11 protein-coding genes are annotated in these 12,461 nt (G+C 61.8%); 9 read left to right on the top strand and 2 right to left on the bottom strand.

The genetic code is table 11. From position 1 onward, the window contains the following. Positions 1 to 117: 117 nt before the first annotated feature. The 8 genes from JT360_RS10205 to JT360_RS10170 all read left to right on the top strand — a co-directional run bounded on the left by JT360_RS10205 (position 118) and on the right by JT360_RS10170 (position 9,873). Positions 118 to 1,995: an extracellular solute-binding protein gene (locus JT360_RS10205; protein ID WP_214471416.1), complete on the top strand. Its 1,878-nt coding sequence runs from the start codon at positions 118 to 120 to the stop codon at positions 1,993 to 1,995. Further along, positions 1,995 to 3,863: an extracellular solute-binding protein gene (locus tag JT360_RS10200; protein WP_214471414.1), complete on the top strand. Its 1,869-nt coding sequence runs from the start codon at positions 1,995 to 1,997 to the stop codon at positions 3,861 to 3,863. Before JT360_RS10205 ends, JT360_RS10200 begins: the two co-directional genes overlap by 1 nt. Positions 3,864 to 4,139: 276 nt before the next feature. Then, positions 4,140 to 5,237, top strand: a complete 1,098-nt coding sequence (locus tag JT360_RS10195) for a microcin C ABC transporter permease YejB (protein ID WP_214471412.1) — start codon at positions 4,140 to 4,142, stop codon at positions 5,235 to 5,237. Further along, positions 5,237 to 6,382 carry an ABC transporter permease gene (locus JT360_RS10190; RefSeq protein ID WP_214471410.1) on the top strand — a complete coding sequence of 382 codons (1,146 nt, stop codon included), beginning with the start codon at positions 5,237 to 5,239 and terminating at the stop codon, positions 6,380 to 6,382. Before JT360_RS10195 ends, JT360_RS10190 begins: the two co-directional genes overlap by 1 nt. Before the next feature lie 161 nt (positions 6,383 to 6,543). Continuing rightward, positions 6,544 to 6,777 (top strand): hypothetical protein, encoded by a 234-nt coding sequence (locus JT360_RS10185; RefSeq protein WP_214471409.1) that lies wholly within the window; start codon positions 6,544 to 6,546, stop codon positions 6,775 to 6,777. Then, the gene (locus tag JT360_RS10180) at positions 6,777 to 7,277 is read left to right on the top strand and encodes a type II toxin-antitoxin system VapC family toxin (protein WP_214471408.1); all 501 of its coding nucleotides are present in this window, start codon (positions 6,777 to 6,779) and stop codon (positions 7,275 to 7,277) included. The genes JT360_RS10185 and JT360_RS10180 overlap by 1 nt, the downstream gene beginning before the upstream one ends. After that, positions 7,274 to 8,902 carry an ABC transporter ATP-binding protein gene (locus tag JT360_RS10175; protein WP_214471407.1) on the top strand — a complete coding sequence of 543 codons (1,629 nt, stop codon included), beginning with the start codon at positions 7,274 to 7,276 and terminating at the stop codon, positions 8,900 to 8,902. The genes JT360_RS10180 and JT360_RS10175 overlap by 4 nt, the downstream gene beginning before the upstream one ends. Before the next feature lie 29 nt (positions 8,903 to 8,931). Beyond that, a complete protein-coding gene (locus JT360_RS10170; RefSeq protein WP_214471406.1) occupies positions 8,932 to 9,873 on the top strand; it encodes a 2-hydroxyacid dehydrogenase in 942 nt (313 codons plus the stop codon). A 14-nt stretch (positions 9,874 to 9,887) separates the two neighbouring features. On the opposite strand, the gene JT360_RS10165 is transcribed toward JT360_RS10170, so the two are convergent. After that, positions 9,888 to 10,247: a hypothetical protein gene (locus JT360_RS10165; RefSeq protein WP_214471405.1), complete on the bottom strand. Its 360-nt coding sequence runs from the start codon at positions 10,245 to 10,247 to the stop codon at positions 9,888 to 9,890. A gap of 126 nt (positions 10,248 to 10,373) precedes the next feature. After that, on the bottom strand, positions 10,374 to 11,291 hold the full coding sequence (locus JT360_RS10160; protein WP_214471403.1) for a class I SAM-dependent methyltransferase: 918 nt from the start codon (positions 11,289 to 11,291) through the stop codon (positions 10,374 to 10,376). A gap of 122 nt (positions 11,292 to 11,413) precedes the next feature. On the opposite strand from JT360_RS10160, the gene JT360_RS10155 reads away from it, so the two are divergent. After that, a complete protein-coding gene (locus JT360_RS10155) occupies positions 11,414 to 12,421 on the top strand; it encodes a ligase-associated DNA damage response exonuclease (RefSeq protein ID WP_214471402.1) in 1,008 nt (335 codons plus the stop codon). The last annotated feature ends 40 nt before the right edge of the window (positions 12,422 to 12,461 follow it).

The raw sequence follows: 12,461 nt of genomic DNA, 5'->3' as shown, positions 1-12,461 counted from the left end.
CGTTGGGAAATCCGCATGCGCGGCGACAAAGCCGCGCAGGGCGGTTTTCACGAGCGTCAAATCATCTAGGATTGCACTTGCGGAATGATCTGGCACGCATCGCGAAGAGGATAGTGCATGACGGTTGGCCGAACGCTTCTCAAGTCGCTGCTTGGCGCGATCCTGCTGACGGCGGGGCTGCAAGTGAGCCAGGCCGACGAGTGGCGCACGTCCTCATCGCTGATCGGCCAGTCCAAATACGGCGACAATTTCCAGCACTATGATTACGTGAACCCGAACGCGCCGAAGGGCGGAACGCTGAATTCCGTGGTGCTCGGGACATTCGACAGCTTCAACCCCTACATCGTCCAGGGGACGCCGGCGGCGGGCCTGTTCGGATTCGGCGGCGGCCTGCTTTACGACACGCTGATGGAGCAGGCGACCGATGAAGGCAGCGTCAGCCACCCGCTGATTGCCGATGCCTACAAATATCCGGCCGACTATTCCTCAGCGACATACCGGCTCGACCCGCGCGCGAAATGGCATGACGGACAGCCGATCACGGTCGACGACGTGATCTGGTCGTTCCAGGTGCTAAAGGCGAACAGCCCGCAATACAGCCGCTATTTCGAGAACGTCACCGATGCGGTGGCCATCTCCGACCGCGAGGTCGAGTTCCATTTCAACCAGAAGGGCAACCGGGAACTGCCGAAGATCATCGGCGACCTCGCCGTGCTGCCGAAGCACTGGTGGGAAGGTACCGACGCCAACGGCAAGAAGCGCGACATCACCAAGCCAACGCAGGAAATTCCGCTCGGCTCGGCCGCCTACAAGATCGCCAGCTTCAAACCCGGTTCGGAAATCGTCTGGCAGCGCGTGCCGGACTATTGGGCAGCCAAGCTGCCGGTGAAGGTCGGCCGCGAGAATTTCGACACCCGGCGGTTCACCTACATACTCGACGACAATGCGGCATGGCTGGCCTTCACCAAGGGCGGACTGGAAGACCTCAACCGCGAATTCAGCTCGCGCAAATGGGCGACAGCCTATGATTTCCCGGCCATCAAGGCCGGCGACGTCATCAAGAAGGTTTTCCAGAGCCACTCGCCGCAGCCGATGCAGGGCTTCGTGCTCAACCAGCGGCGGCCGCTGTTCCAGGATCGTCTGGTGCGCGAGGCGCTGACCTATCCGTTCGATTTCGAGTCGATGAACCGAACGCTGTTCTTCGGTTCCAACACCCGCACCTCGAGCTATTTCCAGGGCACCGACCTGGCATCGAGCGGGTTGCCACAGGGTAAAGAGCTGGAAATCCTGGAAAAGTACCGCGACAAGCTGCCGCCCGAACTCTTCACCCAGGAGTTCAAGCTGCCCGTCTATGATTCGCCGCAAGCGGAGCGAAAATACCTGAAACAGGCCGTCGACCTCTTCGCCAAGGCTGGGTGGGTGATCAAGAGCGGCAAGATGGTCAATGCCAAGACCGGCGCTCCGTTCAAGTTCGAAATCCTGGGCTGGAACGATACCGATCAGGTGATCGCCAGCCCCTACATCGCCAATCTGCGCAAGATCGGCGTCGACGCCACGCTGCGCATCATCGACCAGACGCAATACATCAACCGCGTCAACCATTTCGATTTCGATGTCGTCACCGGTCTGTTCGGCCAGTCGGATTCGGCCGGCAACGAGCAGCGCGATTTCTGGAGTTCCAAGGCCGCCGACACGCCCGGTTCGCGAAACCTGATGGGCATCAAGGATCCGACCGTCGATGCATTGGTCGACCGTATCATCTTCGCCACCGACCGCGAGGATCTCGTTGCCGCCACCCATGCGCTGGACCGCGTGCTGTTGTGGAATTTCTACGTCGTGCCGCAATATTACCGCTCGGCGATCTGGGTGGCTTACTGGAACAAATTCGGCATCCCCGACAAGCAGCCTGCCTATGCGGGATACGATCCGGACTCCTGGTGGATCGACCTCGACAAGGAAAAGGCGCTGGCGGCGAAATACAGGGGCAGCAATTGATGGCGGTGCTGCCCCGCCGTGATTTTCTCGCCCTGGGCACTGCCGCCGCTGCCGCCGCCATGCTGCCGGGCAAGGCCTTCGCCGACATTGCGACTGGCGTGAAACTGCATGGGCTCTCCGCCTTCGGCGACCTCAAATACAGGCCGGATTTCACCCATTTCGACTATGTGAATGTCGATGCGCCCAAGGGCGGCCAGATGAATTTTGCGCCGCCTAACGCCACCCTCAACCAGAGCTTCCTGACTTTCAACACATTGAATTCCCTGGTGTTGAAGGGAGATTCGCCACCGCGCACAGAACTCTGTTTCGATGCCCTGATGGCAAGCGCGCTCGATGAGCCGGACGCGGTCTATGGCCTGCTCGCCGAGTCCGTTACCCTGTCGCAAGACCGCAATGGCTTCCGCTTCAGCCTGCGACCGCAAGCGCGGTTCAACGACGGTTCGCCGCTGACCGCCGAAGACGTCGCCTTCGCGTTGAAACTCTACAAAGAACAGGGCCATCCGAACCTTTCCAAAGCGCTGCGGCACATGACGGATGCGGTCGCGGTCGATCCTGCCACTCTCAACCTCACCTTCAACGGCGAACAATCCGCGCAAAACATCCTTGCGATCGTGGCGATGCCGATCGTGTCCAAAGCCTTTTATACGGCCAATGTTTTCGATGCCTCGACGATGACGCCGCCGCTCGGCTCGGGACCCTACAAGATGGGGCGGGTGGCCGCCGGACAGACCGTCGAATACGAACGCGTCGCGGACTATTGGGGCCGTGATCTACCCGTGAACCGCGGCCTGCACAATTTCGACCGCATCCGGATCGACTTTTACCTTGACCGGCAGGCGGCATTCGAGGCCTTCAAGAAAGGCGACACGCATTTTCGCGAGGAATTTACCGCGCGGGTATGGGCAACCGGTTACGACTTTCCGGCGCTGAAGGACGGCAAGGTCGTCAAACGGGAATTTCCCGGTGAGAAAGCGCCAGACATGCAGGGTGCCGCGCTGAATCAGCGTCGTCCGCAATTCCGCGATGAGCGGGTGCGGCGGGCGATCGCCAGATGCTTCGATTTCGAATGGATGAAGCGCGCCCTCTTTTACGGCTCTTACGAGCGCTCGCAATCAAACTTCGAACGGTCGGACTACAAGGCCGAAGGCCTGCCCTCGCCTGGGGAACTGGCCCTGCTGGAGCCGTTCCGGGCCGAGTTGCCGCCAGAGGTCTTTGGTGAAGCGGTGACGCAGCCCCTCTCCGACGGTTCGGGCCATGACCGCAAGCTGCTGAGCGAGGCTTCGAGACTGCTCGCGCAAGCCGGCTGGAAGCGCGCCGGCAGTTTCGTCGTCAATGACAAGGGCGAGCGGCTGCGGGTTGAAATGCTGGCGGAAGATGACGGCATCGTTCGCATCTTCACCCCATGGTCCGAGAATATGAAGGCGATCGGGATCGACGCCTCGATCCGGCAAATCGATTCGGCGCAGTACGAACAGCGGCACAGCGATTTCGACTTCGATCTTACCGTGCTGCATTGGTCGATCGGGGCGACGCCCACTGACGACAGCCTTGAGATGCTCTATGATTCCCGAATGGCGAAAACGCCGGGGCAGCGCAACTATCCCGGCACGGAAAGCAGGGCCATCGATGCGCTGATCGTGGCGGCCGGCAAGGCGCATAGCCGAAGCGAACTCGTCACCGCCCTCAGAGCGCTCGACCGGGTCTTGCGCGCGCGGCTAGACTGGATTCCAACATACTATCTGGCGAATCACCGCGTCGCCTATTGGGACATGTTCGGCTTTGTCGAGCAAAAGCCCGATTTCGGCTTTCCGGTCGAGACGCTGTGGTGGTTCGATAAGGGCAAGGCGGCAAAAATTGGCAAAGGCTGAATTTCTTGCGGGCGTTGGCGCCGCCCCTCACCTGCCTGCCGGCATCCTCTCCCCGTATAGTGACGGGGAGAGGGGCGCTCTCATCGATGGTTTCGCCAATCACAAGCGTCGCAATAAAAGCGCCGAGACTGCGGCCAGCCCCTTTCTCCCCGTCACTATACGGGGAGAAATGTCCGGCAGGACAATGAGGGGCAGCGCCGGCGTCGACCGGTCTGAAGCCATTGCCTTGGGGCTACCCCCAGACACAGCAGTCGTCCTCAGGGAGGACAACGCCTGATGGGCGCCTATATCCTGCGCCGCATCCTTTTGATGATCCCGACCCTGTTCGGCATCATGGCGATCTCCTTCGCCGTCATCCAGTTCGCGCCGGGCGGCCCGGTCGAGCAGGTCATCGCCAAGCTGACGAACCAGGGCGGCAGCGACCGCCTCGGCGGTGGCGGCGGTGGTGACGCGGGTGGCGCCAACTTCGATGCCGCCGGCGATGTCAGCTCGAAATATCGCGGCGCGCAGGGGCTCGATCCGGAATTCATCAAGAAGCTGGAGAAGCAGTTTGGCTTCGACAAGCCGCCGCTCGAGCGCTTCGGCATGATGCTGTGGAATTATTCCAGGTTCGATTTCGGCAACAGTTACTTCCGCGATATCTCGGTGCTCGACCTGATCCTCGAGAAAATGCCGGTTTCGATTTCGATCGGGCTGTGGATCACGCTCCTGTCCTACCTGATCTCGATCCCGCTCGGCATCCGCAAGGCGGTGAAGGACGGCTCGCCGTTCGATATCTGGACCAGCGGCGTCGTCATCGTCGGCTATGCCATTCCGGGCTTCCTGTTCGGCATCATGCTGATGGTGCTGTTCGCCGGCGGCTCGTTCTGGGACTGGTTCCCGTTGCGCGGCATCGTCTCGGACAATTGGGACCAGCTGTCATGGCCGGCCAAGATCGTCGACTATTTCTGGCATATGACCCTGCCGCTGACGGCGCTGGTGCTGTCGGCCTTCGCCACGACGACGCTGCTGACCAAGAACTCGTTCCTGGAAGAGATCCGAAAGCAGTATGTGGTGACCGCGCGCGCCAAGGGCCTGTCGGAACGGCAGGTGCTCTACGGCCACGTTTTCCGCAATGCCATGCTGATCGTCATTGCCGGTTTTCCCGGCGCCTTCATCTCCGCCTTCTTCACGGGTTCGTTGCTGATCGAGAACATCTTCTCGCTCGATGGCCTTGGCCTGCTCGGCTTCCGATCGGTGGTCGAGCGTGATTATCCGGTGGTATTCGCCAATCTCTACATCTTCTCGCTGCTTGGGCTGTTCATCGGATTGCTGTCCGACCTCATCTACACCTGGGTCGATCCGCGCATCGATTTCGAGCGGAGAGACGTCTGATGTCGGAGGCAAGCGTTACTGCCGGAGTGGTGCCGGAGCGGATGCCGCGGCCTTTCCTGTCGCCGCTCAACAAGCGCCGCCTGCAGAACTTCAAGGCCAACCGGCGCGGCTACTGGTCGCTGTGGATCTTCCTCGTCCTGTTCGTGCTGTCGCTGTTTGCCGAATTCATCGCCAATGACAAGCCGATCATCGCCTCCTACAAGGGCGAGATCCTGTTTCCGGTCCTGGTCGCCTATCCCGAGGAAAAATTCGGCGGCTTCTATGCCGTCACCGACTATCGCGACCCGGTGATCCAGGACGAGATCAACGCCAATGGCTGGATGATCTGGCCGCCGGTGCGCTACTCCTACCAGACCGTCAACAACGCCATTCCGGAAGCCGCACCGGCCAAGCCGTCCTGGCGGTATGACGCCAAGACGCGCTGCAACCAGTATCCGCAGGGCGCCGCCGACCCGGCCTGCACTGTCGGCAACTGGAATTGGCTCGGTACCGATGACCAGGCGCGCGACGTCCTGGCGCGCGTCATCTACGGCTTCCGCATTTCGGTGCTGTTCGGCCTGATCCTGACCGCCGGCTCGGCTCTGATCGGCGTCGGCGCCGGCGCCCTGCAGGGCTATTTCGGCGGCTGGACGGATCTGCTGTTCCAGCGCTTCATCGAAATCTGGTCGGCGATCCCGGTGCTCTATCTGCTGCTCATCGTCGCCGCCATCCTGCCGCCGGGCTTCTTCATCCTGCTCGGCCTGATGCTGCTGTTCTCCTGGGTGGCGCTGGTCGGCGTGGTGCGGGCGGAGTTCCTGCGCGCCCGGAACTTCGAATATGTCAACGCGGCACGGGCGCTCGGCGTGCCCAACCGCACCATCATGTTCCGGCATTTGTTGCCCAACGCCATGGTGGCGACATTGACCTTCCTGCCGTTCCTGCTTTCGGGCTCGATCTCGACGCTGACCTCGCTCGATTATCTCGGCTTCGGCCTGCCGCCCGGCTCCGCCTCGCTCGGCGAATTGCTGAAACAGGCGCAGCGCAACCTCAACGCGCCGTGGCTCGGCATTTCCGGCTTCATCGTCATCTCGCTGATGCTGTCGCTGCTGGTCTTCGTCGGCGAGGCGACGCGCGACGCCTTCGATCCGCGCAAGACGTTCCGATGACAGCGATGCGGATCGGCATTCAGCATGATATATTCTCAGTGTGGCTGTCCGAACGAAAATGAGCGTAGGCGCATCAATTGTCGAAACGACTGATGGCCATGGTCAGTGGGCGGATCACAAACAGCAGTTCCTCATATCGTACCCCACGAAAGGACAGAGTTGTGAATAAGGTCATCCTTGAGCATTACCCTGCATCCAAACTCCCGGATGAGCTGCGAGAGGGTATAGCTTTGAGTGCCTCGGTTAAGGTGACGGTAGAAGAGGAAGCCAAACGGCCTCTCGGCCGCAAACAGTTGCTTGAACTTATGCGGAATGCGCAGGCCAACGCGGCGGGAACAAGTCTCGAAGAGGCCGTTGCGCGTGTTCGTGCCCTCCGCGATGAGTGGGAGGATTGATGGCCGCCTTCCGGCTTTACGTCGACACGAACATTTTCATCTACGCTTTCGAAAATAACGATGCTCTGGCAAAAAAACTGCTTCAGCTCATTTCACTGAACGAGGGCAGAAAGCAGCCTTTTCTCGCGACAAGCGAGCTCGTGCTGGCGGAGTTGATGGTTGACCCTCTGAAAAAGAGCAATGAGCCGCTTGTTGAGCTCTATGACAATATCTCGATTGGTAACGCCTTTGTCTCGATTGGGGCGGTAACTCGCGAGGTTCTCTGGCACGCAGCACAGCTTCGCTCGCAGTTCATTTCTCTCAGGCTGCCGGATGCTATTCATCCTTCGACGGCGATGCATTTCGGGTGCACACAATTTCTGACTGCCGATACCAGATTGAAGGATGCCTATTCTGTCACGCCAAATCGGCTTGTCCCTCCCCAATTGACAGCGCAAATTTCGATCATACGACCGGAGATTTCTGCCGTTGATAAAGTCATAGCGGAAATTGATGCATGACTGCTTCTTTGCTCTCCGTTCGCGACCTCAGCGTCGCCTTCGGCCAGGACGGCGGCCAGTCTGTCGCCGTCGACCATATTTCGTTCGACATCGCCAAGGGCGAAACGGTGGCTTTGGTCGGCGAATCCGGCTCCGGCAAATCTGTCTCGGCCCTGTCGGTGCTGAAGCTCCTGCCCTATCCCAGCGCCAGCCACCCGTCGGGCAAGATCCTGTTCCAGGGTGCCGATCTGCTTGCCATGAGCGAGAAGCAGTTGCGGCAGGTGCGCGGCAACAAGATCACCATGATCTTCCAGGAGCCGATGACCTCGCTCAATCCGCTGCACACGATCGAGCAGCAGATCGTCGAAATCCTGAAGCTGCATCAGGGCATGGCCGACCGCCCGGCCAAGGCACGCACGCTGGCCCTGCTCAACGAGGTCGGCATCCGCGATCCGCAGAAGCGCCTCGACGCCTATCCGCACCAACTGTCCGGCGGCCAGCGCCAGCGCGTCATGATCGCCATGGCACTGGCCAATGAACCGGAACTCTTGATCGCCGACGAGCCGACGACGGCGCTCGACGTCACCGTGCAGGCGCAGATCCTCGAACTGCTGGCCGGCCTCAAAAGCCGCAAGGGCATGTCAATGCTGTTCATCACCCATGATCTCGGCATCGTGCGCAAGATCGCCGACCGGGTCTGCGTGATGACCAAGGGCAAGATCGTCGAGACCGGGCCGACCAAGGACATTTTCGCCAAGCCGCAGCATGCCTATACGCGGCATCTGCTGGCCGCCGAGCCGAAAGGCAAGCCGCCGGCCGCCAATGCCGGTGCCAAGCCTGTCATGACCGGAAAGGACATCAAGGTCTGGTTCCCGATCAAGCAGGGCTTCTTCCGGCGCACCGTCGATCACGTGAAGGCGGTCGACGGCATCGATGTCACCGTGCGCGCCGGCCAGACGCTGGGCGTCGTCGGCGAGTCCGGCTCCGGCAAGACGACGCTCGGCCTGGCGCTGGCGCGCATGATCTCGTCGACCGGAACCATCCAGTTCAACGGGCGTGACATCAATCAGCTCACCTTCAACGCCATGCGGCCGCTCAGGCGCGAATTGCAGATCGTCTTCCAGGATCCGTTCGGCTCGCTCAGCCCGCGCATGTCGATCGCCGAGATCATCGAGGAAGGCCTGAAGATCCACGAGCCGAAGCTGTCGCCCGACGAGCGCGACGACAAGGTGGCGGCCGTGCTGAAGGAGGTTGGGCTCGATCCGGCGACCCGCAACCGCTATCCGCACGAGTTTTCCGGCGGCCAGCGCCAGCGTGTCGCCATCGCGCGCGCCATGGTGCTGAACCCGCGCTTCGTCATGCTGGACGAGCCGACATCGGCACTCGACATGAGCGTGCAGGCGCAGGTTGTCGACCTCCTACGCAACCTGCAGGCCAAGCACAACCTCGCCTATCTCTTCATCAGCCATGACCTCAAGGTCATCCGCGCGCTGGCCAACGATGTCATCGTCATGCGCAACGGCCAGATCGTCGAAGCCGGTCCTTCCGAACAGATTTTTGGAAATCCGCAAACCGACTATACTCGGGCGCTGATCTCGGCCGCCTTCAAGATAGAGACGGCGCCGGTCGGAATCGTCAGCGAGTGATTTTGCGTAAAAGGGACGAGAATACCGCGATGGAAAAAGGCCGCATCCTGCTTGCCGTCACCGGCTTTCACCCGCAGCGCTGGCGCGACCTGCTGTCGGCCGAGCGCGAGGTGGTGCTGGAGCCGGACGGCGCCAAGGATCCGTCGATCACCTATGCCGTGGTGTGGAAGCAGAAGCCGAACCTGTTGTCCTCGCTGCCCAATCTGCGCGCCATCTTCTCGATCGGCGCCGGCGTCGACCATATCTTCGCCGACCCGGGCCTGCCCGACGTGCCGATCGTCAAGGTCGTCGCCGAGAACCTCACCCAGTACATGACCGAATATGTCGTCTGGCGGGTGCTCGATCACCACCGCCAGGGTCTGCTCTACCGGCAGCAGCAGGCAAAGAAGATCTGGCACGAGCCGCAGCAGAGGCCGGCCGGCGACATCTCCGTCGGCATTATGGGGCTTGGCAATCTTGGCCGCGCGGCGGCCTCGGTGCTGCTGTCGCTCGGCTTTGCCGTCAATGGCTGGTCGCGCACCGACCGGCCGATGCAGGGAGTGGCGACCTATGCCGGCGAGGCCGGGTTGATCCCCTTCCTCAAGGCGACCGATATACTGGTCGTGCTTTTGCCGCTGACGCCGGACACGCAGGGCATCATAAACTATGGCGTGCTGAAGGAATTGCGAAAGCGCAACGGCCTCGGCGGCTCGGTGCTGATCAATGCCGGACGCGGCCGCCTGCAGAAGGACGCCGACATCGTGCGGGCGCTGGATGACGGCACGCTGAAGGAGGCGAGCCTCGACGTGTTCGAGGTCGAACCGCTGCCGAAGACCAGCCCGCTGTGGAGCCATCCAAAAGTGTTCGTGACACCGCACGCCGCGGCGACCTCCGATCCCATGCACCTGGCGCCGATCATGCTGCGCCAGATGGACGCTTTCGAGCGCGGCGAAAAGCTCGAGAACCTGGTGGACCGCAAGGCGGGGTATTAGCCGGACCGCACGATCTAGCCAGGCAGCGCGAACTTCTTCTGCTTGTCCGGCTTGCCGCAGTCGCGGCGCTCGATCGACCGGTTCATGGCATCGATCTCGCCTGACGCCTTGTCGCTATCGCGTTGGGCCTTGGAGCGCATGTCCGGCGTGAACGGACCGAAACCCATGGCGGGATTGGAGAAGGTCGGCTTCGCGGTCGTCGGGAGGTTGTATTGCTGCGCCAATCCATTGCGCTGCGCCAGCAGCTGATCGCATGGCACGGTGTCATATTGCAGCGAGGATTCTATGTTGGCGTCCTGGCGCTCGGACATCGAATTGCCGACGCAGCCGGCCGTTGCCAGGCAAGATGCCAAGATCATCATGTTCCAGCGCATCCGATATGCTCCTCCTGTATCCCGCCCTGATGCGACCAGATCGCAAATATCAGTCGCGCACGCAAATCGGACTTTTTCGCAGCAATACGGATGAGCAAGGGCCACGGCGTCATGGTCACCCACACTTCAAGCGGCGTGTGCTTTCCGTGCCACGACGGTCAGCCCTTTGACGGGCTCGCGACGATCCTGCCGGATGGTCGTCGGCTCAAGCGCCAGGATCGAAAACCCGTTGGCCTCGAGCGTCCGCCTGACATAGCTGTCCGAATGGGCGTAGCGCCGGGAGGGCTGCAGCGCGAAATCGCCCTCGCCTGCCAGGCGCTCGACGGAGAAAGCAAACAGGCCGCCGCCGGCAAGCAGGCCGGCGACCATCTCGACCAGGCCTTCGAGCGCGCCGACATAGATCAGCACATCGGCTGCTGTCACCAGATCGGGCTTGTCGGCTGAATAGGAAAATCCCTGCAGATCCGCTTTTGTCAGCGTGTCATAGATGCCTTTCGCCCGCGCCTTCCTCAGCATCCTGGCCGAGATGTCGATGCCTTCCAGCCGGTCGACGATCGGCCTTAGCCTCTCGCCCATCAGCCCGGTGCCGCAGCCGAGGTCGAGCGCCAGGCGGAAACGACCCGGCCTTGCCTTGCGAATCTCTTGTTCAAGAAACTCGGGCAACCGATAATCAAGCTTGCCGACCAGTGCCGCCTCGAACGTTTCCGCATAGTGGTCGAACAGCGTTTCGACAAAGGCGCTGGGCGGCGCGGCAGCAGCTGGACCCTTGCCGATCAGCTGCAGTTTGAGGGCCGCGCCCTGGCGATCGGCTGGATCCAGTTTCAGCGACATCGTCCAGGCCTGCGCCGCCAGGTCGAGCCTGCCTGATGCCTCCTGCATCTCGCCAAGGCGAAACCAGCCCATCGCCCATTGCGGCGCCAACTCCAGCGCGCCGAGCAGCAGATCGGCCGCCTCCGTGTGGTCGCCGGAGGCGAAGAGCATCTCGGCATAGTCGGCACGGCGATCGGCGTTCAAATCGCCCGACGAGGTCTGAAGCGGTTTCATGATGGTGGGTTCCGCCGGCGCAGGCAGCCGGGCTGTCATCTCTGTAAAGCAAAGCATGCCCGGGAGTCAGCAGTCTCCGACAACAGGCTTCCCGCAGCGGAATTATATCCTATCTTGGTGCGATGCGCGCCAGCGACCTGCTTCATCCCCGACCCGAGGGCCTTTATTGCCCGCCGGGCGATTTCTTCATCGACCCGGTGCGGCCGGTGAACCGGGCGCTGATCACGCACGGCCATTCAGACCATGCGCGCTCCGGCCACCGCTCGGTTCTGGCGACGCAGCAGACGCTGGACATTATGGGCCTGCGCTATGGCGAGGACTTTGCCGGCACAAGCCAGGCGGCGCGGCTCGGCGAAACGATCGTCCTCAACGAGGTCAGCGTCAGCTTCCACCCGGCCGGCCATGTGCTGGGCTCGGCGCAGATATCGGTCGAACACCAAGGCATGCGCATCGTCGCGTCCGGCGACTACAAACGGCAGAAGGATGCGACCTGTGCGCCGTTCGAACCGATCCGCTGCGACGTGTTCATCACCGAGGCGACCTTTGGCCTGCCGGTGTTTCGCCATCCGCCCGACACCGAAGAGATCGCACGCCTTTTGAAATCGGCGGCGCAGTTTCCCGAGCGCTCGCATCTGGTCGGCGCCTACGCGTTGGGGAAGGCGCAGCGGGTGATGCGGCTGTTGCGAGACGCCGGCTACGACAGGCCGCTCTACATCCATGGCGCGCTGGACAAGCTCAGCCAGTACTATCAGAGCCAGGGCATCGACCTGGGGATACTCGAACCGGCGACGGTGGAGGGCGGCAGGCAAGATTTCGCAGGCGCCATCATCGTCGGCCCGCCGGCGGCCTTCGCCGACCGCTGGGCGCGGCGCTTTCCCGATCCGATCTCGTGCTTCGCGTCAGGCTGGATGCGCATCCGCCAGCGCGCCAGGCAAGGCGGCGTCGAGCTGCCGCTGATCATCTCGGACCATGCCGACTGGGACGAACTGATCACCACCATCAAGGAGACCGGCGCCGGGGAAATCTGGGTCACGCATGGCCGCGAGGAAGCGCTGGTGCGCTGGTGCGAGCTGGAAGGCATCGCGGCGAGACCGCTGCATCTGGTGGGGTATGAGGACGAGGGCGATTGATGATGGCGAGACCAATCGTTGATGCCGTGCTCTACGGCGC

Source organism: Mesorhizobium sp. dw_380 (assembly GCF_018588885.1).
Lineage (GTDB): Bacteria > Pseudomonadota > Alphaproteobacteria > Rhizobiales > Rhizobiaceae > Mesorhizobium.
This window is presented reverse-complemented; position numbering and strand designations above follow the sequence as displayed.